Raw genomic sequence first — 26,101 nt, 5'->3', positions numbered from 1 at the left:
CCTGAACGGCAAGGGGAGGCTATCACTGCGCGCGCCCGGCGTGCTAAGTCATGCCACCCTTCGCAGTGCAACACCCCTTCGCAAGTGCAACACAACCGGACCGTCATCACGCGCTTTGCGCCCTCGCCCACGGGTTATCTGCATATTGGCGGCGCCCGCACGGCGTTGTTCAATGCCTTGTTCGCCCGCCGCCATGGCGGCCAGTTCAGGCTGCGCATCGAGGACACCGACCGGGCGCGCTCCACCGATGACGCCGTGCAGGCGATTCTCGACGGCATGGGCTGGCTGGGCCTGGACTGGGATGGCGAGACGGTCTCGCAACACGCCCGGGCGGATCGTCATCGCGAAATTGTGAACCAGCTCATGGCGCGCGGCGCGGCCTTCCGCTGCTGGTGCACGCCTGAAGAGGTCGAGGCGCTGCGCGCCGAGGCGTTCGCGCAAGGGCGCGCCCTGCGCTCGCCCTGGCGCGAACGCGACCCGTCTGAAGGCCCGGACGCGCCCTATGTGGTCCGCTTCCGCGCGCCTGACCGCGACACCGCCATCACCGACGCGGTGCAGGGCGAGGTGCGCTGGGCGGCCAAGGAGTTCGACGATCTGGTGCTGCTGCGCTCGGACGGCGCGCCCACCTATAATCTCGCCGTGGTGGCCGATGACCATGATATGGGCGTCACCCACATCATCCGCGGCGATGACCACCTGACCAATGCCGGGCGCCAGCAGCAGATCTATGACGCGCTGGGCTGGCAGTCGCCGGTCTTCGCCCATATCCCGCTGATTCACGGGCCGGACGGCAAGAAGCTGTCCAAGCGCCATGGCGCGCTGGGCGTGGAGGCCTATCGCGACATGGGCTATCTGCCCGAGGGTCTGCGCAATTATCTCCTGCGCCTGGGCTGGTCGAAGGGCGATCAGGAGCTGTTCACCGACGAAGAGATGGCCGCCGCCTTCGATCTGGAGGGGCTGAACAAGGCCCCTGCCCGGCTCGATTTCGACAAGATGGCCAGCGTCAACGCCTTCCATATGAAGCGCGCGGACTCAGCACGGCTGACGGATCTGCTCTGGGCGCGGCTGGAGACAAAACCGGGCTTGCGGCTCGATGATACGGGCCGCGCCTGGGTGGCGGCGGCCATGGATATGCTCAAGGAGCGCGCCTCAACCCTCGCCGAGCTGGAAGACCAGGTCTATTTCATGTTGCGCTTGCGTCCGCTGGCCATTGAAGGCAAGGCGGCCAAGGCGCTGGATGAAGAGGCGCTGGCGCGGCTGGCCCGCCTGCGCAGCGCGCTGGACGGGGCGAAGGACTGGAGCGAGCCGGCGCTCGGCGCACAACTGAAAGCTTTCGCTGAGGCTGAAGGCGTAGGTTTTGGCAAGGTGGGGCCGCCGCTGCGCGCCGCGCTCACCGCAGGCGCGCCCGCGCCCGATATGGGTTTTGTACTGGCCGTGCTGGGACGCGAAGAAGTCCTGGCCCGGCTCGATGATGTGATTTGACGGACGCGCCGGGGGCGACGCCCCTTCAGGAGCGCCCGTGCGTTGAAGAAAGGATGCCAGGATGAAAAACAAGGTTGAGAACAAGGGCGCCGCCCAGCTCACGATCAATGGCAAAAGCTTTGACCTGCCCGTGCTGGGCGGTTCGGTGGGGCCGGACGTGATTGACATCCGCACGCTCTACCGCGATGCGGGCGTGTTCACCTATGACCCCGGCTTCACCTCCACAGCCAGCTGTGAAAGCCAGATCACCTATATCGACGGCGACAAGGGCGTGCTGCTCTATCGCGGCTATCCCATCGAGCAGCTGGCTGAAAACGCCAGCTTTATCGAGGTGGCCTATCTGTTGTTGCACGGCGAGCTGCCCACCAAGGACAAGCTTTACAATTTCGACTGGACGATCCGCCGCCACACCATGCTGCACGACCAGTTCGACCAGTTCTTCCGCGGCTTCCGCCGCGACGCCCACCCGATGGCGATCATGGTCGGCACGGTGGGGGCGCTGAGCGCCTTCTATCACGACTCCACCGACATCAATGATCCCCAGGCGCGCACCATATCGGCCCATCGCATGATCGCGAAAATGCCGACCATCGCGGCGCGCGCCTACAAATACTCCATCGGCCAACCCTTCATCACGCCGCGCAATGATCTCGACTACGCCAGCAATTTCCTGCGCATGTGCTTCGCCGTTCCGGCCGAGGATTATGAGGTCTCCCCCACGCTGGCGCGCGCCATGGACAAGATTTTCATCCTGCACGCCGATCACGAGCAGAACGCGTCCACCTCCACCGTGCGCCTGGCCGGCTCGTCGGGCGCCAACCCGTTCGCGTGCATCGCTTCAGGGATAGCCTCGCTGTGGGGCCCGGCCCATGGCGGCGCCAACGAGGCCGCGCTGACCATGCTCGAGGAGATCGGTTCGGTGGACCGCATCCCCGAATATGTGCGCAAGGCCAAGGACAAGAACGATCCCTTCCGCCTGATGGGCTTCGGCCACCGGGTCTACAAGAATTACGATCCGCGCGCGAAAGTGATGCGCGACACCTGCCATGCCGTGCTCGACGAGCTGGGCGTGCGCGACGAGCCCCTGCTGGCGGTGGCCATGGAGCTGGAGCGCATCGCGCTGGAAGACGAGTATTTCGTGCAGAAGAAGCTCTATCCCAATATCGACTTCTATTCGGGCATCACGCTGCGCGCGATGGGCTTCCCCACCGAGATGTTCACCGTGCTGTTCGCCCTGGCGCGCACGGTGGGCTGGATCGCCCAGTGGAGCGAGATGATCGAGGATCCCAGCCAGAAGATCGGGCGCCCGCGCCAGGTCTTCACCGGCTCGCCCGAGCGCGCCTATGTGAAGCTGGGCGACCGGTAGTTCTCAGGGCGGGATGCCGCTGTCTTATCGCCTCCCCCGTAGTGGGAAGGGTGGATTGGCGTAGCGAAGCCGGGGGGCGCCGCCGCAAGGCGGCAACTGGCAAATGTACACGCGCTGCCACTCCACCCCACCCTGACCCTCCCCTCAAGGGGAGGGAAACAAGATGCGCCTTCCTTTTCCCCTCCCCTCAGGCGGGGGAGGAAAGAAGTCCCCTCTGCACTCACCCCCCAATCGCGTCCACGCCAAACCACCGCCCGGCCTTGCGGCCGGCGGGGATGGCGGGGTGCGCGCGGCGGGTCCCCAAGCGGACCGGCTGCGTGGCTGTGGCCTGGCGACAAGGCCAGGCAGTATGGCCGGCAGGTCCTTCAGGACCCGCCGCGCGCGGACGGCGTTATCCGGGCTTCGGCTCCCGCAGATTATCTCCGCAGGACGTCACTGCCGAACGGGCGTGGACGGGGTCGATTGCACCCCGCCGGTTCACGCATCAGGCGCGCCGGCGATGTCTGGTCTCGAGGCCCGCCCCCAGCGGCCCAGAACCTGACCGCGCGCCTTGGCCCCAAAGCGGGACCCGGGGATGGACCCCGAGGTCTGGCCTTGCAGCGAGGCGCGTGGCCCGGCCCAGCGGCTGGGCTGGGGGAATCGACGTCCGGGCACGTCCGGATGGACATCACCGGCGCCCACCGTCCGAACAGGCCGTGAGGCGGCGGCCAGGCCGCCTCGCCCGCTCTTTTGCGCCGGGCGCGTCACCCGGACGCTCGAGGCGCCGTCCCCGCCCCGCGCAACTGCCGGACGCCTCGCGACAGCGCCCCCGCCTGCGGGGCGAGTGAGGGGAGTATGCAGGCAAGGGGAGAGGGCGGGGATAAGTTGGGGCGCCGCAAGGCGGGCGCCCGGTCGCCAATGCCCCAGGACGGGCCGTTCTTATTTATCTTGCCCGGCCAGTATAATAAAAGAACACACTGACAAAGAATGCCATAATCACAACAGCCATCAGGACAGGACCCCTATAAAACAGGGCTAAAATCATCAATGTATAAAAATACAGCCCGCCAAGCACATCAATCGATCTGACCGCAAGCGTTTATAGATATAACGAATAAAAGAATTTTGGCTGTTTTTCTATTCATCGCGATTTAAATGCGGTTCCGCATTGGATTGCCAGCCATACCCGAGCTTCATGCCGGGCCCGATGGCGAGCCGTGACCGCCCCGCACCAGATCCAGCACTGTGCGCGCCGCCACCGTCGCGGGGTCGCCGCCCTCGCCGGCCATGACGCGCGTCACCTCGCGCAGGCGCTCTGACAAGGCGGCCCGGCCGCGCGCATCCTCCAGCATGGCGTAAGCCGCCCCGGCCAGCCGGTCGCCGGTGCAGTCCATCTGGATGTATTCAGGGATCAGCGCTTCATCCGCGGCGATATTGGCCAGCGAGATATATTTCGCCTTCATCAGGAAGAACCGCGCCAGGAACCAGGTCACCCAGCCCACCCGGTAAGCGGCTATGGTGGGCACGCCAAGGCGCGCCAGCTCCAGCGTCACCGTCCCCGAGCAGGCCAGCGCCACATCGGCGGCATGGAAAGCGTCCAGCTTCTGCGCCCCGTCCACCACGATCAGCTCTGACAGGGACGGCTCGGCCGCGATCAGGGCGCGCGCCGCATCGGCGATGGAGGGCGACAGGACGGTGACCAGGCGTGTTTCGGGGCGGGCTTCCTTCAGCCGGCCCGCCGCCGCCGCGAAGGGCTCGAACAGGCGCTCCAGCTCCGAACGCCGGCTGCCGAACAGCATCAGCAGCATCTCTTCATCCGCGCCAATGCCATGTCGAGTGCGAAACGCCGCCCCGTCACCTGACAAGTCGCGCGCCAGCGCCGGATTGCCCACAAAGGTCGTGGTCAGACCGTGGGGTTCAAAATACGGCGCGTCAAAGGGATGGATGGCCAGCAGATGATCGGCCGCTTCAGCGAGCGTTTTCGCCCGCCCCTGACGGGTGGCGAAGACCTGAGGGGCGACATATTTGATCCGGGCGATCTCCGGCGCATCCGCCTTCAACCGCCAGGCCACGCGCACCATGAAGCCCCAGGAATCAATCAGCACGGCGGCGTCCGCGCCGAAGGCCGCAGCTTCCGCCGCCGTCTCGGCTGCGCGCGCCTTGACCCGGCCATAGGCTTTCACGCCCTCGGCAATGCCCAGCACGGACAATTCGGAGATATCAAAGGGAGACACCACGCCGCGCGCCGTCATCTGGGCGCCGCCCACACCGGCGATGACCACGTCCGGCGCCCGCGCGCGCAGGGCGTCGATCAGCTCCGCGCCCAGCACATCGCCCGAGGGCTCTGCGGCGGCGATGAAAATGCGCTCAGGCCGGGCCATCATCGCCGTCCGTGATCCAGACAAACAGGCCATGCGCCCCGGCGGCGCGCGCCACCGCATCCGCGCCCAGGATCAGCGCCCCGCCGGCGGGAACCACAAGGCCCGCCAGCCCCGCGCGCGCAGCGCCTTCAACAGTGGATACGCCGATGACGGGCAGATCGATGCGGCGCTCCTGCACCGGCTTGGGCCGCTTGGCGAGCACGCCGCGGCGCGCCTGCGGCGTGCCGCGCAGCGTCTCGGGCAGCGCCGCCACCCGCGCCAGCATGGCGTCCGTGCCCTCCTGGGCCTCCACCGCCAGCACCAGCCCCGCGCACGCCACCGCGCCCTGACCGATATCTTCCGAGCCGATCACACCGGCCACATGCAGGGCCCTGAGCGCATCGGCGCGCGCGGCCTCATCCGGGCGCACCGCACCGAGATAACCGGGCTTCGCGGTCAGCTCGCCGGCAATCTCGTCAGCGCCGGCCACGATCAGGCCTTCCTCCTCGAACACGGCGATCACGGCGCGCAGCAGGGCGTCATCCCCGCGCGTGGCGGCGGCCATGATGCGCGGCAGGATGCTTATCGTCTTCAGGTCAGGTCTGAGCTGGCTGAAATCGGGCCGCGCCACCTGGCCCACAAGGCATATCGCATCGCAGCCAGCCGCTTCAAAGTCCTTGAGGATCGCGCCGATCTCGCCCAGCCGGCGTTCGCTGGCGCTGTCGAACCGGGCCGGGTCGGCGAACCCCTTGAGCGCGACCACCGCGCCCAGCCGGCCATCCGCGCGCGCCGCCTCGGCCACATGCACCGGCAGGTCTCCGCCGCCGGCCACCAGGCCCAGCCTGGACCAGGGCCGGGCCATGTCAGCGCGGTTCCGGAATGGCGAGCGGACGCGCCGCAGGCGCCTTGATGAATTCGATGATGTCCATCACCTCGCGCGCGCCGGCGAACAGGCGCGCAGCATCCTCGATGCGTTCGTTGAAGGCGCCTTCCTCGGCGTAGAGCAGGCGATAGGCCGCGCGCAGATTATGGATGGTCTCGCGCGAGAAGCCCCGGCGCTTGAGCCCGACCAGATTGAGCCCGGCCAGCCAGCCGTCATTATCCACCATGCCGTAGGGGATGACATCGCCCGTGACCGGCGCGCCGCCGCCGATGAAGGCGTAGCGCCCCACGCGGCATTTCTGATGCAGGGCCGAAAGCCCGCCCATGATCACAAAATCACCCACGGTGGATTCACCGCCCAGAGTGGCGTTATTGGCGAACACCACATTGTCCCCGACGATGCAGTCATGGGCCACATGAGAGCCGACCATGAAATACCCGCCCGAGCCCACGCGGGTGACGCCGCGCGCGGTGGGGGTGCCCAGATGCATGGTGACATGCTCGCGCAGCGTATTGCGCACGCCGATCTCCAGACGCACCTCGCCGTCCTTGTACTTGAAGTCCTGGGGCGGCTCGCCCACCGCCACAAAGGGGTGCAGCACGCAATCCTCGCCCAGGCGCGTCCAGCCCTGGATCGAAACATGGGACAGAAGCCGCGTGCGCGCACCGATCTCCACATGCGGGCCGATCACGCAATACGGGCCGATCTCCACGTCCTGGCCAATACGCGCGGAAGGGTCGATGAGAGCGGTGGGGTGGATTTTGGACATGACCGCCTATGCCTGCCGCTGGGCCGAGGTGGCGGAAAACTCCGCATCCGCGCAGCGCACGCCATTGACCCGCGCCTCGCCCTTGAACTTGAAAACGCCGCGCCGGCTGGCGACCACCTGCACCGGCATTTCCAGCACATCGCCCGGACGCACCGGCCTTCTGAAGCGGGCGTTCTCCACGCCCATGAAATAGATCACGGTGTTGGCGATATCGGCGTTGAGGGTCTTGGACATCAAGATGGCGCCGGTCTGGGCCAGCGCCTCGATCACCAACACGCCCGGCATGACCGGATTGTCGGGGAAATGGCCGGGAAAATAGGGATCGGCGGCGGACACGCATTTGATCCCGGTGATGGACTGGCCCTCGACATAATCGACCGCCCTGTCCACCAGCAGGAAAGGAAAACGGTGGGGCAGGCGGCGCAGGATTTCGTCCGGGGTGATTTCAGCTTGCTCGGTCATGAAGATCCTTCCGGCTTGGACCGGCCCGGTTTGCGTGCGCTCTCCCGGCGCAGCCAGGCGGTTTCACGCATCCAGCCACGCATCGGCTGGGCCGGCGTGCCGCCCCAGGTTTCGCCCGCAGGTATATCATGCATTACGCCTGAACTGGCCGCCAGCCGGGCGCCCGCGCCCACTGTGACATGATCGGCCAGCCCCACGCGCCCGCCCAGCATCACCCCGGGTCCGGTTTTCACGCTGCCGGACAGCCCGGCCAGGGCGGCCATGATGGTGTATTCGCCCAGTTCCACATTATGGGCGATCTGGCACAGATTATCGATCCGGCAGCCCGTGCCGATCACTGTATCGCGCAACATGCCCCGGTCGATGGTGGTGTTGGCGCCGACCGTGACGGCGTCGCCCATCATCACCCGTCCGGCATGCAGCAGGGAAAGCACTTCGCGGCCCTCATAGGCCAGGCCAAAGCCCGATTCGCCGATAATGGCGCCGGCGGCGATCTCGCAGTCCCGGCCCATGATCGTGCAAAGGATCACGGCGCGCGCGCCGATCCGGCAGCCCGGGCCAATGTCCACGCCCGGGCCGATCACGGCGCCCGGACCGATCACCACATCCGCGCCGATCCGTGCGTCAGGCCCGATCACCACGCCCGGCGCAAGGCGCGCGGAAGGGTCGATCTGCGCTGACGCGGCCACCGGCTCCGAGCCCTCATGCTCGCGCACCCGCAACAGGGCCTGCAACGCACGGGCGAAGGCCGCGCGCGGAGCAGCGTGCACCAGCACAGCACTGGCCGAGCCGATGAGAGAGACGGCGTTTTCAGGCGCGATGACGCATGCGCCATGGGCGTCCAGCGGTTCGGCAGGCGCCTTGTCGATGAAGACAAGCGCGCCCGAAGCCGCCCCGGCGAGCTCGGCCACATCGCAAACCTGCGCCTCGCCATCGCCCTCCAGACGCGCGCCGGCAAGAGCGGCGAGGCTGGAGGCTGTCAGCGGGCCGAGCCGCTCGAAGAAGCGCGGATCGGCCCCCATGACAGGCTTACTGGTTGTTGTTGTTGGCGTTGCGCTGAGGCGCACGCACGCGGTTCACCGGCGTGGTGGTGATGCGCGCGTTGAGCCGCTCGATCACCACATCGGTGATGTCCACGCTGCCCGACGTCATGACGGTGACCGACTGGTCCAGCAAGATCACGCCGCTACGCTCGGACATCACTTCCTGCATGATCTCCTGCAGAATCGGGACGACAGGCTGCAGGGCGGCCTGCTCGGTCGCCGCCAGCTCCTGCTGGCGCATGCGGCCCTGGGCCTCGAGATTGCGCATATCCTGCTGAAGCTGGCCGAAACGCTCGATCAGGTCGGGGCGCTGGCGGATGGCTTCTTCGGTCATGGCCGAGGTCTCGGTGGTGAGCGCCTCGTTTTCAGAACGCACAGCCGCCTGGATCGGCTGCAGCTCACTGGTCATTTCCGTGCCGATGCGTTCGAGCTGGGCGGCGATGTGCTGGCCCACCGCGCTCTCGTTGAGGGCGCGCTCCTGGTCCACGACAAGGATTTGCTGAGCCGACGCCGCGGCGCTGGCGGCTGCGGCCAGAACCAGGGCCGTGAGCATACGCAGCGGCGCGCCGGAGAGATTGATACCAATACGTTTCATAGTCTTAGAACCCTGTCATTGTGCTGAAGCGGAAGAAGCGTCCGCGGTCATAGTCTTCCTTGATGAAGGCGTGCGCGAAGTCGAACCGCACCGGCCCGAAAGGCGAATCCCAGAAGACGGACAGGCCGCCCGAGGCGCGTGGAGCCAGTTCGTCCACCGTGAAGATCGCATTCAGACCGCCCTCATCATCCACTTTGTCCTCGCCCGGCAGCAGGCCGAGCGTGCCGAACTCGGTGAACAGGCTGGCGCGCACGCCGTACTGTTCAGGCAAGCCGGTCGGGAAGGCGAGCTCAAAGGCGCCGATAGCATAAAGATTGCCGCCCAGCGCATCGCCCGCAAACAGGCGCTCATTGCCGTCGCTGTCCAGGCGCCGCTGCACGACGCGCGGACCGATGCCTGCGGTTTCGAAGCCGCGGAAGCTGTTGCCGCCCTTGAAGAAGCGGTCATTGACCCGGGCCACGTCCCCGCCCCATGAGAGCAGATAGCCTGCGGTGCCGGTGAAGCTGAGCACGACATCGTCACGGAACACGTTCCTGTAGACCCCGCCCGACAATTCGGAGCGGACATACCGAACATCACCCCCGATTCCGGCGAAATCTTGGTTGAAACTGATCTGGAATCCGTTCGACGGGTTGATGAAGTCATCCACCCGGTTCCAGCTCAGCGAATAACCGACCAGGGAGGTGGTGCGCGAGCCCGCCGCGCGGCGGATGGATTCGGCGACGCCTGAGAAGGCGGTCACCTCGTCGACCCGGATGGTGTAGTTCAGACCCGCCTGCACCGAACGCGTCAGCGGGAAGCCGGCGCGCAGGCTCAGACCCGTGGACTGGGTCTGGAACGAGGCCTCGCGCGAGAAGTCCGAGCGCACGGTGAACAGGTCGAAGCCCGCCGCCAGATTGCGGTCAAGGAAGCGCGGCTCGGTAAAGCGGATATCCACCTGCTCGCGCCGGGAGCTGGCCGAGACCCGCAAGCGCAGGAACTGGCCGCGTCCGCGCAAGTTCCGCTCCGAGATGGAGAAGTCGATCAGGAAGGCGTCAAGCGAGGAGAAGCCCGCCCCGAAGGCCAGCTCGCCCGTGGGCTGTTCGGTCACGCGCACCTGAACGCGCGCGCGGTCCGCCTGGCTGCCCTGGACCGGCTCGATTTCCACATTTTCGAAGAAGCCCAGCCGGCGCACGCGCGAACGCGACACGTTGAGCAGAGCCTGGTTGAAGGCGTCGCCTTCCACAATGTCCAGCTCGCGCCGGATCACCCGGTCCAGCGTGCGGGTGTTGCCGACAATGTCGATGCGCTCGATATACACCCGCGGGCTTTCATTGATCACATAGGTGATGTCCACGGTCTGGGTGTCGCGGTTCACCTGCACGCGCGGATTGATATTCACGAAGGCATAGCCCGCCGCACCCGCTGCGAAGGTAAGGGTCTCGATAGATTCCTCGATCTTGCTGCCCACATAGAGATCGCCCTCCTGGGTGGGCACGGCGCGTTCAAGCAGTTCGATATTGAGATCTTCAATACGGGTTTCGACCGAGATATTCCCGAAGCGGTAGCGCTGGCCCTCGTCCAGGGTGAAGGTGATGAAGAAGTCGCGCTGGTCCGGGGTCAGCTCGGCCACCACGGAGGTGACGCGGAAGTCCGCAAAGCCCCGGTCATTGTAGAAGTTCCGCAGCTGTTCGCGATCGAACTCGATGCGGTCATGGTCGTAATTGTCGTGTGAGGAGAAGAAGCGCCACCAGCGCGCCTCCGTCGTCACGATCTCGCCGCGCAAACGCCGGTCGGAAAAGCGCTCATTGCCCACAAACGCAATCCGCCGCACGCCGGTGACAGGGCCTTCGGCGATCTCGAACACCAGATCGACCCGGTTCTGTGACAGCTCCACGATCTGGGGCGTCACCGTGGCCGCGAAGCGGCCGGCGCGCCGGTAGACTTCAAGAATGCGCTGCACGTCGGCCTGCACGCGCGCGCGGGTGAAGATGGCGCGCGGCTGCAGCTCGATCTCGTCGGTGATGCGGCTGTCGCGCACGGCGCGATTACCCTCCAGCACCACGCGGTTGATGATCGGGTTCTCCTCCACCTGCACCACCATGGTCGAGCCATCGACCGCAATGCGCACGTCAGAGAACAGATTGGTGGCGTAAAGGGTCTGGATCGACAGGTTGATCAGGCGCGGATTGGGAATCTCACCGGGCTGGACCAGCACATAAGAGAGAATGGTGGCCGCCTCGACGCGCTGATTGCCGCGCACCAGAATCTGCAAGACGGGGCGCTGGGGCGCGGCCTCGGCCAGAGCGCTGTCAGGAGGCTGGACCTCCGGGGCTGGCTGTACAGGGGTTTGAGCGGACGCCGCGCCGGTGATGCACAGCGCGGCCCAGATCGCCGCAAAAGCCAGAAAAATACGCGTCATGAAACCGCCTCGTCCCCTCGGCTGCCAGCCTGCTTCCGGATCAGAAGAACAGACCGCGCAAATAATTCAAATCATTCCATGTCGCCACGACCAGCAAGGTCAGGACGAGGCCGACTCCGATCCTGAAACCGATCTCCTGCACCGCCAAGCTGGGCGCGCGCCGGGTGACGGCCTCGTAGGCGTAATACACGAGGTGGCCGCCGTCGAGAACCGGGATGGGCAGGAGATTCATCAAACCCAGCGCCACCGAGATCACCGCCGACAGGGCGGCCAGAGACAGAACCATGCGCCAGACCCGCTCATGGGCGGGCGGCGAATCCTGTGCAGGGGCGGCGACGGACACATTGGCCACCTGGCCCGCCGTGGTGGCGATTCCGATGGGTCCGTTGATCATTTCGAACGAGGCGCGGCCCGTCACCAGGCGCACCATATAGTCGCCGATCATGGACACGGTTTCCCAGGTCCGCCGCACGCCATATCCCGGCGCCTCAAGGAGTGAATAACGCACCTGTTCGGGCCGGCCGGTCTGGGAGCTGACGCCCAGAAAACCCATCGCCCGCTCGCCGCCCAGGCCATCAGCGCGAATCTCGCGGCGCGGCGTGGCGTTCAGGCGCACGATCTCATCGCCCCGCTCGACATCAAAGCGAATGTCCTGGCCGGTGCGCACGATCACGGCCTGCGAGATGTCGGTAAAGCTGCGCGCCGTGCGCCCGTTGATGGCCACCACCCGGTCGCCGGGCTCAAACCCGGCGATTTCGGCGGGCGAGCCGGCCTGCACCTGGCCAATCACGGGCGGCGTTATGAACTCCCCGCGCGCCATGCCCAGAGCGGCGAACACAACGATCGCCAGCAGGAAATTGGCCAGCGGCCCGGCCGCCACGATGATGGCGCGCTGCCAGACCGGCTTGAAATGAAACACGCTGTCAGCGTCCGCGCGCCCGGCCCGCAATTGTTCCAGCGCCTGGTGGTCGGGCGCGCTGGCGGCGTTTTCATCACCGCGAAAGCGCACATATCCGCCCAGAGGCAGGGCGGCGATGCGCCAGAGCGTGCCCTGCCGGTCGCGCCAGGTGGCCAGCGTGGGGCCGAAGCCGACCGAGAACACCTCGGCGTGCACGCCGAACATCCGTCCGGCCCACATATGGCCCAGCTCGTGGATCACCACCACGAAGGAGATCACCGCCACAAAGGCGGCGACGGACAACAGGCCAGCGCCAAACAGCTCGGTCATGCGTCACCCTCAGTTATATCCGGCACAGAGCGTCTTTGCCGTGCAGCTATCGCGCCAGTTTCGCCGCCGCCTTGCCCGCCAGGCGCCGTCCCAGCGCATCAGCGGCCAGCACGGCGTCCAGACTGCCGGGCGCTGGCGCGCCGTCAACGCCCCCCTCGCTTGCGGCCAGAGCCTCCGAGACCACTGCGGTGATGTCAAGAAAGCCGATCTGTCCCGACAGGAATGCGGCCACCGCCACCTCATTGGCTGCATTGAGCACCGCCGGCGCGGCGCCGCCCGCTGCGAACGCCCCGCGCGCCAGCGCCAGGGCGGGAAAGCGCTCCAGGTCAGGCGCTTCAAAGCTGAGCTGGCCGATCTGCGCCAGATCCAGGCGCTCCACCGGCGTCTCCATGCGCGCGGGCCAGGCCAGGGCGTGGGCGATGGGCGTGCGCATGTCCGGACAGCCCATCTGCGCCAGCAGTCCGCCATCGGCGTATTCCACCAGCCCGTGCACGATGGCCTCGGGATGAACCAGCACATCCACTTGCTCTTGCGGCAGGGCGAAAAGATGGCAGGCCTCGATGATCTCCAGCCCCTTGTTCATCATGGTGGCGCTGTCGATGGAGATTTTCGCGCCCATGGACCAGGTGGGATGAGCCACCGCCTGGGCCGGGCTGGCCTGGCGCATGGTCTCGAGGTCCGCCCTGCGGAACGGCCCGCCCGAGGCGGTCAGGATAATGCGGCGCACCTGATCACGCTGGGCCGGATCAAAGGCCTGGAACACGGCATTGTGTTCGGAATCCACCGGCAGCATGACCGCGCCGGAGCGCGCGGCCTCCTCCAGCATCATCACGCCGGCGCATACCAGCGCTTCCTTGTTGGCCAGCGCCACACACGCCCCCCGGCGCACGGCGGCCAGGGTCGGCTGCAGCCCGGCGGCGCCCACAATGGCGGCCATCACCCAGTCTGCCTCCATGGCCGCAGCATCCAGCACGGCCTGGGGACCGGCGCCCCAGGTAACGCCGGTTCCGGCAAGCGCGGCTTCCAGCGCGGGGCCCGCACGTTCATCCGCCACGGCGCAGAAGCGCGCGCCGACCCGGCGGGCGGCGGCGGCCAGGCTTTCAGCATCGGTATTGGCGGTGAGCGCCATGACGTCATAGGCGCCCTCAGGCGCGCGCGCGATCAGGTCCAGCGTGGCCTGGCCCACAGAGCCGGTCGCGCCCAGCAGGGTGACGGTGCGCGCGCTCACAGGCCCGCCCCCGGCCAGCCGTCCGGGCCCAACGCCCGCCAGGCGCCGGCAAACAGTACCGCCAGCATCAGCGCATCCACACGGTCAAGCACCCCGCCATGGCCCGGGATCAGATCGCCCGCATCCTTCACGCCAAAGCGGCGTTTGGCCAGAGACATCGCCAGATCGCCCATGACGGCGGCCAGGGCCGTGGGCAGGGCGACCATGGCTGCATAGACCGGATCAAAGCCCACCAGCGCCGCCACGCCTGCGCCCGCCGCCGTACCGCATATCAGCCCTGCGGCCAGGCCCGCCCAGGTCTTGTTGGGGCTGGCGGCGGGCAGAAGCTTCGGCCCGCCGATCCAGCTGCCCGCCAGATAGGCGAAGGTGTCCGCCGCCCAGACCACCGCCAGCAGAAAGAGAACGGCGGTCAGCCCGCCCTGCTCGCCCTCGCGCAAGGACACCAGCATGGCCGCCGCGCCCGCCACATAGGCCGCGCCGATCATGGCGTCCAGGGCGCGCCCGCGCCGGCGGCGGTCAAGGCCGGCGCATACCGCCCCGCCCGCGATCCAGGCCAGCGTCCACAGCGGTTCGCCCTGCCCGGCCAGCAGCGCAGCGCCCACCGCCGCACCGGTGGCGATGGCGAAGGCGCGCGGCGGGGCGGCGCGGTCGGACATGCGCACCCATTCCCACGCCATGGCGGCGGCGAAAGCGGCCACGAAAATGGAAAACGCCGTTCCGCCGGCCCAGACCAGGAGGATGGCGACAGGCGCCAGCACCAGCGCAGAGACCACGCGCTTGACGAAGACCGGATCGCCCGGCGCGCCCCGCCGGCGCGCGGTATTGTCAGCGCTCATGCGCGCACCGCGCCGAAGCGGCGCTCGCGCCTGGCGTATTCGTCCAGCGCCGCACGAAGATCGGCTTCACCGAAATCCGGCCAGAGCACATCAATCAGGATCAGCTCGGCATAGGCGGCCTGCCACAAAAGGAAATTGGACAGGCGCCGTTCGCCGCTGGTGCGGATCACCAGATCGGGATCAGGCAGGCCCGCCGTATCCAGATGCGACTCCAGCCCGGCTTCGGTGAGTTCGGAGAGATCGCCGCCCGACGCCCTGGCTGCGCGCGCAGCTGCGCGCACCAGCTCGTCGCGCCCGCCATAATTGAAAGCGATGGTCAGGTGGAATTTGTCATTATGGCGCGTGCGCGCCTCCACCCGGTCAATGGTGGCCTGAAGGTCCGCCGTCAGCCCCTTGCGCCGGCCGATAATGCGCACGCGCACGCCCTCGGCGTGCAGGCTTTCCAGATCGGCGGCCACATACTGGCGCAGAAGATCGAACAGCGTGTCGATCTCGGCGGCGGGACGGCGCCAGTTCTCGGTGGAGAAGCTGAACAAGGTCAGATGGGTCAGGCCCAGATCGCCCGCCGCGCGCACCGCCTTGCGCACAGCCTCCACGCCGGCCTTGTGGCCAAACGCGCGCGGCAACCCGCGCGCGGCGGCCCAGCGTCCATTGCCGTCCATGATGATGGCCACATGGCGCGGCAGCCGGTCCTTGGCGTCAGGCTGCGCCATGCGGCGGCCTCCCTTGATCTGGCCAGCAAGGCTCAGACCTGCGTGATTTCTTCCTGCTTGGTCTTGAGCAGCTCGTCTATGACGGCGATGTGGTTGTCGGTGGCTTTTTGCACCTGATCGGCGAGCTTCTTGTGTTCGTCCTCGCTGATCTCATTATCCTTTTCCGCCTTTTTCAGGGCGTCCATGCCGTCACGGCGCACATTGCGCACGGCGATGCGGGCCTGTTCAGCGTAACCGCCGGCGGTCTTGGCCAGTTCAGCGCGGCGCTCCTCATTGAGCGGCGGGATCGGGATGCGGATCAGCGCGCCTTCCATGACCGGGTTGAGGCCCAGCCCGGAATTGCGGATCGCCTTGTCCACCGCGCCGGCCAGATTGCGGTCCCAGACCTGCACCGAGAGCATGCGCGCCTCGGGCGTGCTGACCGTGCCGACCTGGTTGATCGGCGTGAGCGAGCCATAGGCGTCCACCTTGATCGGATCGAGCAGGCCGGCGCTGGCGCGGCCCGTGCGCAGGCCGGTGAATTCCTTGCGCAGCGCGTCTACCGCGCCATCCATGCGTTTTTCGATGTCTTTGAGGCTGAAACCGGACATGCTTGTCTCCCGAACTCGGCTTTACCGCCCGCCTGTGTGGCCGGATTCGCCCGAAGGCCCCACTACAGTGCAGGTGCCCTGACCGTCCAACACGCGCGCCAGCCCGCCCTGTTCGCGGATATTGAACACCACGATGGGAATCTGGTTGTCGCGCATCAGCGTCACGGCCGAGGCGTCCATCACTTTGAGATCGCGCGCCAGAACGTCAATATAGTCGAGCCGTTCAAACCGCTTGGCGTCCGTATTGACGCGCGGATCGCTGTCATACACCCCGTCCACCCCCGTGCCCTTGAACAGGGCGTCGCAGCCCATCTCGGCGGCGCGCAGGGCTGCAGCCGTATCGGTGGTGAAAAAGGGATTGCCGGTGCCGGCGGCGAAGATCACCACGCGGCCCTTTTCCATATGGCGCACGGCGCGCCGGCGGATATAGGGCTCGCACACCGTGGTCATGGGGATGGCCGACTGCACCCGCGTGGGCACGCCCAGGCGCTCCAGCGCGGTCTGCATGGCCAGCGCGTTCATCACCGTGGCCAGCATGCCCATATAATCGGCAGCGGCGCGCTCCATGCCCTTGGCGGCGGCCTGCAGCCCGCGGAAGATATTGCCCCCGCCAATCACCAGGCACAGCTCGTAGCCAGCCTCCACCGCCTCGCCCACCTCGCGCGCGATGCGCTCGGCGGTGTTCATGTCGATGCCGTAGGGCTCCGCGCCCATCAGGGCCTCGCCGGAGACTTTCAGGAGCACGCGCTTGTACGGCCCTGAGGGAACGGCACGGGACGCTTCGCTACACGGCTTGCTCATGTCTCTAGCCTCCCCTTGCCTTTGACCGGCCGTCAGACCGCGCGCGGGCCCGGCGCCTGGCCGGGCCCGGCATGCAGTCTAGCCCTTGGCCGCCGCAGCCACTTCAGCGGCGAAGTCTTCCTGCTTCTTCTCGACGCCTTCGCCGAGCACCATGCGCACGAATCCGGTCAGTTCGACAGGCGCGCCGGCGTCCTTCTCGGCGGCTTTCACCGCCTCGGCCACGGTCTTGTCGGGATCGAGCACGAAGGACTGCTTGAGCAGCACCACTTCCTCGAAGAACTTGCGGATGCGCCCTTCCACCATCTTCTCGATGATGTTGTCCGGCTTGCCCGATTCGCGCGCGGAAGCGGCGAACACTTCACGCTCGCGCGCCACCAGGGCGGGATCGACCTCGGCCTCGGTGGTCGCCGCCGGCGCCGTAGCGGCCACGTGCATGGCGATCTTGCGGCCCAGCTCTTCCAGCACGGCCTTGTCGCCAGCCGATTTGAGCGCGACCAGCACGCCGATCTTGCCCATGTTTTCAGCCGCAGCATTGTGCACATAAAGCGAGACCACGCCCGGATCGGCCGAAAGCGTGGCCATGCGGCGCACCGACATGTTCTCGCCAATGGTGGCGATCAGATTGGTCAGCGTGTCCGAGACGCTGGTCCCCGCCGCGGTCTTGGCGGCCAGCAGGCCGGCCAGATCATCGGCATCCACGGCCAGGCCCGCGATTTCGGCCACGGCGGCCTGGAACTGGGCGTTGCGCGCCACGAAGTCGGTCTCGGAATTCACCTCGACCGCAGAAGCGGCCATGCCTGCGCCCCGGGTGCGCGCTGCGACGGCCACCAGGCCCTCGGCGGTGACGCGGTCAGCCTTCTTGGCGGCTTTCGACAGGCCCTTGGTGCGCAGCCAGTCAATGGCCGCTTCCAGATCGCCATTGGTCTCGGCCAGGGCTTTCTTGCAGTCCATCATGCCTGCGCCGGTCTTCTCGCGAAGCTCCTTGACGAGGGCGGCGGTGATCTCGGCCATGGGGAGGTCTCCTTAAGTCATTGCACCCGCCCCTGACCGGGACGGACTTTTTGTAGAGGAGCCGGCCGGAGCGTGCGCCCCGGCCGGCCATGTGTCGTCGCGCGTCAGGCCTGGCCTAGTCGGCCTTGGCTTTCGCGCCGGTCTCGGCTGCAGCTTCTTCAGGCGCAGCTTCAGCCGGTGTTTCGGCAGGTGTTTCGGCGGCCGCTTCCGGCGCAGCCTCGGCAGGCGTTTCAGCCGGCGCTTCAGCCTTCACCTCGTCCAGGCCCAGAGCCGCCGCGCTCGGCGCGGCGCTGGCGCCCAGATCCACGCCCAGCGAGGCCTGGCTGTCGGAGATGCCGTCCAGCACCGCGTCGGCGATCAGGTCGCAATACAGCGCGATGGCGCGCGCGGCGTCGTCATTGCCCGGGATCGGGAAATCGATGGCGTCGGGATCGCAATTGGTGTCGATCACCGCGACCACCGGAATGCCAAGACGCTTGGCTTCCTGGATGGCGATCGCTTCCTTGTTGGTGTCGATCACGAACATCAGATTGGGCGTGCCGCCCATTTCCTTGATGCCGCCCAGGGAGCGTTCGAGCTTCTCGCGCTCGCGGGTGAGCATCAGGGTTTCTTTCTTGGTCAGGCCTTCAGGCCCGCCCTCGGCGTCCAGCAGCGCCTCCAGCTCGCGCAGGCGCGCGATGGAATTGGAGATGGTCGCCCAATTGGTCAGCGTGCCGCCGAGCCAGCGGTGATTCATATAGTATTGCGCGCAGCGCTGGGCGGCCTGCGCGATCGGCTCGGAGGCCTGGCGCTTGGTGCCCACGAACAGGATGCGCCCGCCGCCGGCGGCGACTTCACGCACCTTCACCAGAGCCTGGTGCAGCAGCGGCACGGTCTGGGACAGGTCGATGATGTGAATGCCCGAGCGTTCGCCGAAGATGTAGGATTTCATCTTCGGGTTCCAGCGGTGGGTCTGGTGTCCGAAATGCGCGCCGGCTTCGAGCAGCTGACGCATGGAGAAGTCAGGAAGAGCCATGTTGATCGGTCCTTTTTCCGGTTGGCCTCCGCGGGGCGGAGCCGGGCCGGCCTGACCTGCCGCCCTGGTTAGGAACGAAACAGCCCAGAAGCCGGACACGGCACCGGAGCGACGCACCCCATGGCGCGCCGAGCCCCGCGTGCGGGATCGCGCGCGCTTATACGGGTAGAGGCCCGTCCCTGCAAGCGCGCATCGCCGCGCCCCGCTCCGGACCCGGCGTTCAGTCCTCGCGCACGATGCGCGCCTTGCCCCGGCCCAGGGTCAGCGCCTTGATCACCCCGCGCAGGGTGCGCACTTCCTGGCTGGTCAGCCCGCCGCGCGCAAACCCGTTGATCAGGTTCTGCATCATCAGCGGCGTCTTTTCGGGCGGATAGAAAAAGCCCGCCCGCTCCAGCTCGTCCTGGAGATGGGCGTAGAGCCCCTCCATCTCGGCGGCGCCCGCCCGGTCAGCCAGCGGCTCGAACATGTCCGGCGCCGGGTCGCCCGCGCGCCATTCATGGGCCATAACCCCGCACGCCATGGCCAGGTTGAGCGAGGCGAAATCAGGGTCCACGGGCAAGGTCACGATGGCGCTGGCGCGTGTCACCGCCGCATTGGGCAGGCCGGACTTCTCCGCCCCGAACAGAACGCCGACGCGCATCCCCGCTTCCAGCTCGCTGCGCGCGCGCGCCATGGCCTGGCGGGCTGTGAGCACCGGCTTGACCATGCCGCGCGGGCGCGCGGTGGTGGCGTAGAGCGTATGACAATCGGCCACAGCGGCCTCGAAATCGTCAAACACCTGCGCGTTGTCCAGAACCGGCGAGCCCGCCGCCATGGCCTGCGCGGCCGGATTGGGCCAGCCATCGCGCGGCGCAGCCAGACGCAGCTGGGAAATCGCGAAATTGCCCATCACCCGCGCGCAGGCGCCGATATTCTCGCCCATTTGCGGGCCGACCAGGATGAAGACCGGCGCGGGCGCGCCGCTGGCCGCCCCCGGTTCAGTCATGCGGCCCGCAGGTTCATCGCGGTTCATCGGCGCCCTTTCTCTTGCTGCGGCGGGGTGCTAGACACCGCCGCGGCATTCGTCCACCCCTCATCCGCGCGCGCACCGCTCCTTCCGGTGCAGGCCGCGCCCCACGCCAAGCAGAAGAGACCCTCCCCATGGCCAAGATCAAAGTCGACACCCCGGTTGTTGAACTCGACGGCGACGAGATGACCCGCATCATCTGGGCGCTGATCAAGGACAAGCTGATCCTGCCCTATCTGGATATCGATCTGAAATACTATGATCTGTCGATCCAGAAGCGCGACGAGACCGACGACCAGATCACGGTGGAGGCCGCCGAGGCCATCAAGCATTACGGCGTGGGCGTCAAATGCGCCACCATCACCCCGGACGAGGCCCGGGTGGAGGAGTTCGGCCTGAAGAAGATGTGGAAGTCGCCCAACGGCACGATCCGCAACATCCTGGGCGGCGTGGTGTTCCGCGAGCCCATCGTGATCAAGAACGTGCCGCGCCTGGTGCCCGGCTGGACCAAGCCCATCGTGATCGGCCGCCACGCCTTTGGCGACCAGTACCGCGCCACCGACATGCTGATCCCCGGCCCGGGCACGCTGACGCTGACCTATACGCCTGAAGACGGCTCCGCGCCGGTCACCCATGAGGTCTACAAATTCCCGTCATCGGGCGTGGCCATGGGCATGTATAACCTGGACGAATCGATCCGCGACTTCGCCCGCGCCTCGCTGCGCTATGGCCTGGATCGCGGCTGGCCGGTTTATCTGTCCACCAAGAACACGATCATGAAAGCCTATGACGGGCGCTTCAAGGACATCTTCGAAGAGGTCTATCAAAGCGAATTCAAAGACGCCTTTGCGGCCAAGAAGATCACCTATGAGCACCGCCTGATCGACGACATGGTCGCCGCCGCGATGAAATGGTCGGGCGGCTTTGTGTGGGCGTGCAAGAACTATGACGGTGACGTGCAATCGGACACGGTGGCCCAGGGCTTCGGCTCGCTGGGCCTGATGACCTCGGTGCTGATGACGCCGGACGGCAAGACCGTGGAGGCCGAGGCCGCCCACGGCACCGTCACGCGCCACTACCGCCAGCACCAGAAGGGCGAGAAAACCTCCACCAACTCCATCGCCTCGATCTTCGCCTGGACGCGCGGCCTGCACTTCCGCGGCAAGATGGACGGCAATGAGCAGGTGGTGGACTTCGCCGACAAGCTCGAGCAGACCATCATCAAGACGGTGGAGTCGGGCTATATGACCAAGGATCTGGCCCTCCTGGTCGGCGACCAGCAGGGCTGGCTGTCCACCGAGGGCTTCCTGGACACGGTCGGCGAACGCTTCGCCAAAGCGATGAACGGCTGATCTGAGCGGGAGAAACGCCGCGCCTTCCGCTCCGTCCCCGGCACTGGGGGCGCTGTGGTGAAGGTGCGGCGGGACGCCTGACGCCTAACGCTCGAAAGCGCTGGCGATCACGTCCGCGCCCGCGCACCAGACATCTGTGTCTTGCGCAAGGCCCGCCAGCAAAGCCTCCAGCGCGGTGATGCGAAACGGCTGACCGGCCACGAAGGGCGTCAGCTGGAAGCCCAGCACCGACGCGCCGCGCGCGGCGTATTCGGTTTTGAGATAATCCTTGGCTTCCAGGATCTGGCGCACCCAGGACGCCTCGTCCTGCTTGCGCTCCACCAGCAGCTTGAAATCCTCCAGCTCGTTGAGGAGCGGCAAGGCGCTGAGCGGGCCGTGGCTTGTGCGAAGGGGCAGCGGGATCTGGTCGCTCTCCCAGTCGAGCACGCGGGTGAAGCCGGCTTCGGTGAGGAGATCAGGCGTCGCAAAGCTCTGCTGGCGCGCAGGCGACAGCCAGGTGACCGGTTCGATCCCTGCGGCGGCGAACGCCTCGCGGGTCCGGGCGATCAGGGCGCGCTCCTCGTCTTCGCTGAGGCCGGCGTGATGGAGGGCGTCGCCATGCAGGCCCGCCGCCGCGATCTCGTGGCCGTCATTAAGAATGGCGTCCGCCAGCGGCCGGGCGCGCTCCAGCAGCGCCGCCGACAGGGCGAAGGTCGCGCTCAGCCCGGCCTCGCGCAAGGCGGCCAGGATGCGGAACACGCCCACCCGGTTGCCATAATCGCGGCTGGTGAAATGGCGCAGGTCCGGAAACGGCGTGATCATGCCGTGGGGGTGATTGAACGGGGCTTTCTTCGGGTCAATCGGGTGATATTCGCACGCCACCACGATCATCGCGGCGATTTTGGCCCCGCTGGCCAGATGCACCGGCGCGCGGTCTTTCGCCAGCGCCCAGTCATACCGGTCCATGTCCTGGCCATATCCCCGCTTCGGATAGTCGAGATAGGACGGATCAAGGCTCATGGCTGGCTCCACGCGTCGAACGCCGTGCCGCCGGTTTTCAGGCCCTTGTCGTCCAGATCGTCCTGGATCGCGTCCCAGTAGTGATCGCGCACATGGCCGGCGATCTCCTGGGCGGTGGCGAACCAGACCTCATCGCCATGGGCGCGGATATGGGCGAGCGCGGTTTCAAACGCGCGCAGGCGGTGGGGCTGGCTGACCAGATAGGCGTGCAGCGGGATGCACATCACCGTGCCGCTGGCCTCGCCCTCTTTCAGCAGCTGATCAAACTGGCGTTTGAGCACATCGGCGTAGCGCCAGGGATCCATGGCCAGCTGGCCGTAGGTGATGACGTCATTGACCTCCAGCGAATAGGGCATGGAGAGCAGACGGCCCGTTTTCGTCTTCACTGGCTGGGGCTGGTCGTCCTGGAACAGATCGCACGTGTACCAGAAATCATACTCGGCGATGAGATCGAGCGTGCGGGTCGTATGGGTTAGGGCCGGGGCGAGATAGCCGCGAATGCGCTGGCCCGTGGCGGCCTCCACCGTGCGGATGGAATCCTCGATCACCGCGCGCTCCTGAGCCTCGTCCATCTCGTAGGAATAGCGGGTGTTGTAGACGCCATGGGAGAAGAACTCCCAGCCGCGCTGCGCACACGCCTCTATGATCTCCGGGCAGTGGTCGCACATGGCCACGTTCAGGCTGACCGAGCCGCGCAGATCATGGCGGTCCATGGCCTCCATCAGGCGCCAGTGGCCCACCCGGTTGCCGTAATCGCGCTGGGCATAGCCCGTCACGTCCGGCGCCGGGCGCGGCCAGCCGGGCCGTTTGGGGTTCCTGGGCGGATCGAATTCGTAGAACTCGATATTGGGCGCAAGCCAGAAAGCGAGCTTTTTACCTTCCGGCCATGCGATCTTCGGGCGCGCGCTGTACGGGTTGTAGTCATAGAGATTGGGGTCAGTCATGGGCGGGACCTGGATATTCGCGGCGCGCCGCACGCCCCCACCCCTCACCTTTATCCTCTCCCCTCAGGGAGGGGAGAGGGGGCTTTGGCGCTGCGATCTTTTCGGAAATGCTAAGCCCCAAGCCCAAAGGATAAAGCGCGGCGTAGAAGCCCCCTCTCCCCCATGGACATGGGGGAGAGGATAAAGGTGAGGGGGCGCGGCTGATCATCACTCGCCCCCGTAGCCTTCAATCCACTCATACACCTCTTTCACCGCCACCACGTCGGCGTATTTGAGCTGGAGGTCGGTGAGGTTGGCGAAGTGATAGCTCTCGTGCTTGTCGGCCACGCACTCCATGGGCACGATAGCGCGGTAGCCGTGGGAGAGCGCGTCCACCGCCGTGGCGCGCACGCAGCCCGATGTGGACCCGCCGGTGATCACCACCGTGTCCACCCGGTGCCAGGTCAGAAAGCTCGCCAGCGGGGTTTCGAAAAAGGCGCTCGGCATGCGCTTGGTGTAGACCGCGTCGACGCCGCTCTCGATCTCCACCCGGTCGTCGAATTCATGGCGCGGCGAGCCGTATTTGATGTTCTGCAGGCTGTCGGGCGTATCGGTGCGCGTGCCCCACACCCCTGCGTCCGCGGCATTGTCCATATAGGCCACGCGGGTCCACACCACCGGCAGCCCCTTGGCTCGAGCCGCTTTCGAGATGGCGTTGATATGGGTGAGCTGGTCGGGATCGGTCACATAGGCGGTCTTGGGAAACAGGTCCGGGCGCGTATAGGCCTTTTGCGGGTCCACATTGACGATGGCGATCTTGCCGCCAAAGCCGAACCGGGCGCGGGCGGGATTGGCGCGCACCTCCTCGAAAATCTCCCGGGCGGTCTTGTCAGACCGGATCATGGTCGGCTCGAATCTCTGGGTCATGGGTGTGCTTTTCAGTCCCTCGGCAGTTCGGTCAGCCGGTCATAGTGATTATCGATCCCGCCTTCAGGCGCGAATGCGTACTCGCCGTCATCGCCATAGCGCCCGGCCTCGCCATGGGTGAAGAGGTCGGCCGAGATGGTGAATTCAGCCGTCACCACCAGCTCGCGTCCGGAGCGGCGCGAGATCATGCGGCAATCGCCCTTGGAAATCTCGCCGCGATAGAGGCCGCCATCGCCCGTCCAGTGGAAGTCGCAGCCCGGATCAAAGCGCTCCAGCGCATCTGGCGTCAGCTGAGACAGCATAGCCGGACGCTCATCCTCATCTGCAAACGCCGCCGGATCGCGCAGCGTCCACACCGCCATTGCAAGGCGCCCGTCCGGGCCCGGCGCATCGGCGAACTGATAGAGGCGCTGGCGGTAGACCGGCCCGTCCGGCCCGCCGGTATGCAGCTGGGCGTAGATCAGCGCGCCGGGCAGCGCCTGGCTCGCCGCCGCCTCATGGATCACATGCAGGCGCGTACGGCCGTCAGCCTCTGACTGCGCCGCATTGTCGAACCGGCCCGCCATGAGGCGGGCGATGGCCACACCCTCCAGCGCCGCCGCCTGAGCGGCGGGCGCGTCAGGCGCGCGTTCATCGCCCGCGCCCTGAGGAGCGGTGCAGGCGGCCAGGCCCAACGCGCTAAGAGCGGCGCCTGCGCGCCACACAGTGTTGCGGATGGCCGCCTCCACCCCGCTTACTCCCCGGCCTGCAGGGCGCGGATGGCGTCCAGATCGGCCGGCGGCTCAAGCCAGAGCGGCGCTTCGGCCTCCACGTATTCGCGGATGGAGGCGGGCAGGTCCTCATAGGAGTCCACCCGCCAGTTGACCAGATGCAGCACCGCCATCTGCCCTTGCGCCCAGGCCGGCAGGCGGCCGATGCGCGCCCAGCTCAGCTGATAGCGCCGCGCCACGCCTTCGGGCTGGATGAAGAAGTCATAATTCTCCCACGCCTCCACACGCCGGTCCGTGCCGGGAATGGGGAAGTCCAGGAAGAGCGGCGCTGTGAACACATAGGTGTCGCCGATCCGGCGCCAGCTCATGGGCTCGGCCTCGATGGACTGGATGCGCTCGCCCGAGCCCTGCTCGACCACGCCGATCACCTGGCCCTCGTCCAGCCGGTATTCGATGAACTGATAGGGATAGGCGATGGGGTCGATGGCCATGCCGCCCGCCTCGCGCGCCACCTCGCCAGTGACCGGATCGCGATAGATGAAAATCTTGCGGCCATACTGGTGGGCGATGGGCGCGCCGTGGCCTTCGGGCCGGTAGGACACCGCAGTGTCGAACCCTTCCATGGTGTAGAGCAGCTCGCCGGACGGATAGGCGCGCACCGTGCCGGTGGAATACCAGTAGACCGGCTCTCCGCTTCCGGCCCGCGCCTCCATCCAGGCGTCAAAAATCTCCTGGGTGAAGGGGCCGGTCTCTTCGGCTTGCGCCGCGCCGCTCCATATCAGCGCGCCCGCCAGCGCCAATCCCCTGATAACCATGGCCGTCATCATCGTCTCCTCGCCTGTCCCGCCCATATTGAATCCGGGCGCGTGTCCGGACAAGGATAGCAAGGCTGGCGCAAGAGGGAATGGAAAAGATATATCTTTTCAGCGCCACCTGCCGCATTCTACAGGCCAGCTTGCCGGGGAGAGGATGATATGAGCGTGGTGCGAAGCGTGCTGATCGCCGCCGGAGCGGGTCTGGCTGGCCTGTCGCTGGGGCTGGTGCTGGGTCAGGGACATCTGTTCGCGGCGGGCGGGTCATCCGCCGCTGCGGCGGAACCGGCTCCAGCCGACGGCGCCTACATGATCGTAATGGGCACGGTCCATGACCGCCCGGCCTTCTTCTCGGGCTATATGCCCGGCCTGCCCGATCTCTATGCGCGCCATGGCGGGCGCTATATGGCGGTGACCGGCGAGGTGGAGACGCTGGAGGGCGAGACCGGATTTCAGTCCGTGGTGCTCAGCCGCTGGCCGGACCTGCAATCGGCCCGCGATTTCTGGGACGACCCCGATTACCGCGCGCTGGCCGATGCGCGCATCGACGGCGAATGGGGCGATTTCAACGTGGTGCTGATCCCGGCTTTGCCCCCCTCGCCTGAGTAAG

25 protein-coding genes are annotated in these 26,101 nt (G+C 66.7%); 4 read left to right on the top strand and 21 right to left on the bottom strand.

The genetic code is table 11. From position 1 onward, the window contains the following. Positions 1-84: 84 nt before the first annotated feature. On the top strand, positions 85-1,482 hold the full coding sequence (gltX, locus tag F1654_RS11920) for a glutamate--tRNA ligase (RefSeq protein ID WP_233205276.1): 1,398 nt from the start codon (positions 85-87) through the stop codon (positions 1,480-1,482). Positions 1,483-1,543: 61 nt separating this feature from the next. Next, positions 1,544-2,848: a citrate synthase gene (gene gltA, locus F1654_RS11915; protein ID WP_150023784.1), complete on the top strand. Its 1,305-nt coding sequence runs from the start codon at positions 1,544-1,546 to the stop codon at positions 2,846-2,848. 1,172 nt (positions 2,849-4,020) lie between these two features. Here the strand turns inward: gltA and lpxB are convergent. The 16 genes from lpxB to F1654_RS11835 all read right to left on the bottom strand — a co-directional run bounded on the left by lpxB (position 4,021) and on the right by F1654_RS11835 (position 19,774). Further along, positions 4,021-5,208, bottom strand: coding sequence for a lipid-A-disaccharide synthase (lpxB, locus tag F1654_RS11910; protein ID WP_233205275.1), 1,188 nt, complete (start codon positions 5,206-5,208; stop codon positions 4,021-4,023). Further along, on the bottom strand, positions 5,195-6,049 hold the full coding sequence (locus F1654_RS11905) for an LpxI family protein (RefSeq protein WP_150023782.1): 855 nt from the start codon (positions 6,047-6,049) through the stop codon (positions 5,195-5,197). The genes lpxB and F1654_RS11905 overlap by 14 nt, the downstream gene beginning before the upstream one ends. 1 nt (position 6,050) lies before the next feature. Beyond that, positions 6,051-6,839, bottom strand: coding sequence for an acyl-ACP--UDP-N-acetylglucosamine O-acyltransferase (lpxA, locus tag F1654_RS11900; RefSeq protein WP_150023781.1), 789 nt, complete (start codon positions 6,837-6,839; stop codon positions 6,051-6,053). 6 nt (positions 6,840-6,845) lie between these two features. Then, positions 6,846-7,301, bottom strand: a complete 456-nt coding sequence (gene fabZ, locus F1654_RS11895) for a 3-hydroxyacyl-ACP dehydratase FabZ (RefSeq protein WP_150023780.1) — start codon at positions 7,299-7,301, stop codon at positions 6,846-6,848. After that, positions 7,298-8,323, bottom strand: a complete 1,026-nt coding sequence (gene lpxD / locus F1654_RS11890) for a UDP-3-O-(3-hydroxymyristoyl)glucosamine N-acyltransferase (protein ID WP_150023779.1) — start codon at positions 8,321-8,323, stop codon at positions 7,298-7,300. The genes fabZ and lpxD overlap by 4 nt, the downstream gene beginning before the upstream one ends. A 7-nt stretch (positions 8,324-8,330) precedes the next feature. Next, positions 8,331-8,939, bottom strand: a complete 609-nt coding sequence (locus tag F1654_RS11885) for an OmpH family outer membrane protein (protein ID WP_150023778.1) — start codon at positions 8,937-8,939, stop codon at positions 8,331-8,333. A gap of 4 nt (positions 8,940-8,943) precedes the next feature. Then, positions 8,944-11,340, bottom strand: coding sequence for an outer membrane protein assembly factor BamA (gene bamA, locus F1654_RS11880; RefSeq protein WP_150023777.1), 2,397 nt, complete (start codon positions 11,338-11,340; stop codon positions 8,944-8,946). A gap of 40 nt (positions 11,341-11,380) precedes the next feature. Continuing rightward, positions 11,381-12,568: a M50 family metallopeptidase gene (locus F1654_RS11875; RefSeq protein WP_150023776.1), complete on the bottom strand. Its 1,188-nt coding sequence runs from the start codon at positions 12,566-12,568 to the stop codon at positions 11,381-11,383. A gap of 46 nt (positions 12,569-12,614) precedes the next feature. Continuing rightward, positions 12,615-13,796, bottom strand: coding sequence for a 1-deoxy-D-xylulose-5-phosphate reductoisomerase (gene dxr / locus F1654_RS11870; RefSeq protein WP_150023775.1), 1,182 nt, complete (start codon positions 13,794-13,796; stop codon positions 12,615-12,617). Then, positions 13,793-14,632, bottom strand: coding sequence for a phosphatidate cytidylyltransferase (locus tag F1654_RS11865; RefSeq protein WP_150023774.1), 840 nt, complete (start codon positions 14,630-14,632; stop codon positions 13,793-13,795). The genes dxr and F1654_RS11865 overlap by 4 nt, the downstream gene beginning before the upstream one ends. Continuing rightward, complete coding sequence (uppS, locus tag F1654_RS11860) at positions 14,629-15,345, bottom strand: polyprenyl diphosphate synthase (RefSeq protein WP_150023773.1); 717 nt, start codon at positions 15,343-15,345, stop codon at positions 14,629-14,631. Before uppS ends, F1654_RS11865 begins: the two co-directional genes overlap by 4 nt. 32 nt (positions 15,346-15,377) lie before the next feature. After that, positions 15,378-15,935 carry a ribosome recycling factor gene (gene frr / locus F1654_RS11855; protein ID WP_150023772.1) on the bottom strand — a complete coding sequence of 186 codons (558 nt, stop codon included), beginning with the start codon at positions 15,933-15,935 and terminating at the stop codon, positions 15,378-15,380. Between the two features lie 21 nt (positions 15,936-15,956). Beyond that, positions 15,957-16,736: a UMP kinase gene (gene pyrH / locus F1654_RS11850; protein ID WP_150023771.1), complete on the bottom strand. Its 780-nt coding sequence runs from the start codon at positions 16,734-16,736 to the stop codon at positions 15,957-15,959. A 78-nt stretch (positions 16,737-16,814) separates the two neighbouring features. After that, complete coding sequence (gene tsf / locus F1654_RS11845; protein ID WP_150023770.1) at positions 16,815-17,747, bottom strand: translation elongation factor Ts; 933 nt, start codon at positions 17,745-17,747, stop codon at positions 16,815-16,817. A 115-nt stretch (positions 17,748-17,862) separates the two neighbouring features. Next, the gene (gene rpsB / locus F1654_RS11840) at positions 17,863-18,762 is read right to left on the bottom strand and encodes a 30S ribosomal protein S2 (RefSeq protein WP_150023769.1); all 900 of its coding nucleotides are present in this window, start codon (positions 18,760-18,762) and stop codon (positions 17,863-17,865) included. Between the two features lie 220 nt (positions 18,763-18,982). After that, positions 18,983-19,774 carry an RNA methyltransferase gene (locus F1654_RS11835; protein ID WP_233205274.1) on the bottom strand — a complete coding sequence of 264 codons (792 nt, stop codon included), beginning with the start codon at positions 19,772-19,774 and terminating at the stop codon, positions 18,983-18,985. 128 nt (positions 19,775-19,902) lie between these two features. Here F1654_RS11835 and F1654_RS11830 point away from each other — a divergent pair, with 128 nt between their 5' ends. Further along, positions 19,903-21,120: an NADP-dependent isocitrate dehydrogenase gene (locus tag F1654_RS11830; RefSeq protein WP_150023768.1), complete on the top strand. Its 1,218-nt coding sequence runs from the start codon at positions 19,903-19,905 to the stop codon at positions 21,118-21,120. A gap of 84 nt (positions 21,121-21,204) precedes the next feature. Here F1654_RS11830 and F1654_RS11825 read toward each other — a convergent pair whose 3' ends face one another. The 5 genes from F1654_RS11825 to F1654_RS11805 all read right to left on the bottom strand — a co-directional run bounded on the left by F1654_RS11825 (position 21,205) and on the right by F1654_RS11805 (position 25,503). Beyond that, the gene (locus F1654_RS11825) at positions 21,205-22,119 is read right to left on the bottom strand and encodes a polysaccharide deacetylase family protein (RefSeq protein WP_150023767.1); all 915 of its coding nucleotides are present in this window, start codon (positions 22,117-22,119) and stop codon (positions 21,205-21,207) included. Then, positions 22,116-23,063, bottom strand: coding sequence for a polysaccharide deacetylase family protein (locus F1654_RS11820; RefSeq protein WP_150023766.1), 948 nt, complete (start codon positions 23,061-23,063; stop codon positions 22,116-22,118). The genes F1654_RS11825 and F1654_RS11820 overlap by 4 nt, the downstream gene beginning before the upstream one ends. A gap of 207 nt (positions 23,064-23,270) precedes the next feature. Beyond that, positions 23,271-23,945 (bottom strand): isochorismatase family protein, encoded by a 675-nt coding sequence (locus F1654_RS11815; RefSeq protein WP_150023930.1) that lies wholly within the window; start codon positions 23,943-23,945, stop codon positions 23,271-23,273. Positions 23,946-23,980: 35 nt separating this feature from the next. Beyond that, positions 23,981-24,697 (bottom strand): chromophore lyase CpcT/CpeT, encoded by a 717-nt coding sequence (locus tag F1654_RS11810; protein ID WP_150023765.1) that lies wholly within the window; start codon positions 24,695-24,697, stop codon positions 23,981-23,983. 5 nt (positions 24,698-24,702) lie between these two features. Continuing rightward, complete coding sequence (locus F1654_RS11805) at positions 24,703-25,503, bottom strand: hypothetical protein (RefSeq protein WP_150023764.1); 801 nt, start codon at positions 25,501-25,503, stop codon at positions 24,703-24,705. 150 nt (positions 25,504-25,653) lie between these two features. On the opposite strand from F1654_RS11805, the gene F1654_RS11800 reads away from it, so the two are divergent. Then, a complete protein-coding gene (locus tag F1654_RS11800) occupies positions 25,654-26,100 on the top strand; it encodes a DUF1330 domain-containing protein (protein ID WP_150023763.1) in 447 nt (148 codons plus the stop codon). The last annotated feature ends 1 nt before the right edge of the window (position 26,101 follow it).

Origin of the sequence: Alkalicaulis satelles, from assembly GCF_008630495.1 — a bacterium.
GTDB classification, from domain to species: domain Bacteria; phylum Pseudomonadota; class Alphaproteobacteria; order Caulobacterales; family Maricaulaceae; genus Oceanicaulis; species Oceanicaulis satelles.
This window is presented reverse-complemented; position numbering and strand designations above follow the sequence as displayed.

Excerpts from the sequence above, each read along its gene's own strand:
- F1654_RS11815 (WP_150023930.1), bottom strand. The coding sequence starts at position 23,945 with ATGATCCGGTCTGACAAGACCGCCCGGGAGATTTTCGAGGAGGTGCGC.
- tsf (WP_150023770.1), bottom strand. The coding sequence starts at position 17,747 with ATGGCCGAGATCACCGCCGCCCTCGTCAAGGAGCTTCGCGAGAAGACC.
- bamA (WP_150023777.1), bottom strand. The coding sequence starts at position 11,340 with ATGACGCGTATTTTTCTGGCTTTTGCGGCGATCTGGGCCGCGCTGTGC.
- F1654_RS11905 (WP_150023782.1), bottom strand. The coding sequence starts at position 6,049 with ATGGCCCGGCCCTGGTCCAGGCTGGGCCTGGTGGCCGGCGGCGGAGAC.
- F1654_RS11885 (WP_150023778.1), bottom strand. The coding sequence starts at position 8,939 with ATGAAACGTATTGGTATCAATCTCTCCGGCGCGCCGCTGCGTATGCTC.
- rpsB (WP_150023769.1), bottom strand. The coding sequence starts at position 18,762 with ATGGCTCTTCCTGACTTCTCCATGCGTCAGCTGCTCGAAGCCGGCGCG.
- frr (WP_150023772.1), bottom strand. The coding sequence starts at position 15,935 with ATGTCCGGTTTCAGCCTCAAAGACATCGAAAAACGCATGGATGGCGCG.
- F1654_RS11865 (WP_150023774.1), bottom strand. The coding sequence starts at position 14,632 with ATGAGCGCTGACAATACCGCGCGCCGGCGGGGCGCGCCGGGCGATCCG.
- F1654_RS11825 (WP_150023767.1), bottom strand. The coding sequence starts at position 22,119 with ATGAGCCTTGATCCGTCCTATCTCGACTATCCGAAGCGGGGATATGGC.
- F1654_RS11800 (WP_150023763.1), top strand. The coding sequence starts at position 25,654 with ATGAGCGTGGTGCGAAGCGTGCTGATCGCCGCCGGAGCGGGTCTGGCT.
- F1654_RS11820 (WP_150023766.1), bottom strand. The coding sequence starts at position 23,063 with ATGACTGACCCCAATCTCTATGACTACAACCCGTACAGCGCGCGCCCG.
- F1654_RS11835 (WP_233205274.1), bottom strand. The coding sequence starts at position 19,774 with ATGAACCGCGATGAACCTGCGGGCCGCATGACTGAACCGGGGGCGGCC.
- fabZ (WP_150023780.1), bottom strand. The coding sequence starts at position 7,301 with ATGACCGAGCAAGCTGAAATCACCCCGGACGAAATCCTGCGCCGCCTG.
- uppS (WP_150023773.1), bottom strand. The coding sequence starts at position 15,345 with ATGGCGCAGCCTGACGCCAAGGACCGGCTGCCGCGCCATGTGGCCATC.
- F1654_RS11805 (WP_150023764.1), bottom strand. The coding sequence starts at position 25,503 with ATGACGGCCATGGTTATCAGGGGATTGGCGCTGGCGGGCGCGCTGATA.
- pyrH (WP_150023771.1), bottom strand. The coding sequence starts at position 16,736 with ATGAGCAAGCCGTGTAGCGAAGCGTCCCGTGCCGTTCCCTCAGGGCCG.
- gltA (WP_150023784.1), top strand. The coding sequence starts at position 1,544 with ATGAAAAACAAGGTTGAGAACAAGGGCGCCGCCCAGCTCACGATCAAT.
- lpxD (WP_150023779.1), bottom strand. The coding sequence starts at position 8,323 with ATGGGGGCCGATCCGCGCTTCTTCGAGCGGCTCGGCCCGCTGACAGCC.
- lpxB (WP_233205275.1), bottom strand. The coding sequence starts at position 5,208 with ATGGCCCGGCCTGAGCGCATTTTCATCGCCGCCGCAGAGCCCTCGGGC.
- lpxA (WP_150023781.1), bottom strand. The coding sequence starts at position 6,839 with ATGTCCAAAATCCACCCCACCGCTCTCATCGACCCTTCCGCGCGTATT.
- F1654_RS11875 (WP_150023776.1), bottom strand. The coding sequence starts at position 12,568 with ATGACCGAGCTGTTTGGCGCTGGCCTGTTGTCCGTCGCCGCCTTTGTG.
- F1654_RS11830 (WP_150023768.1), top strand. The coding sequence starts at position 19,903 with ATGGCCAAGATCAAAGTCGACACCCCGGTTGTTGAACTCGACGGCGAC.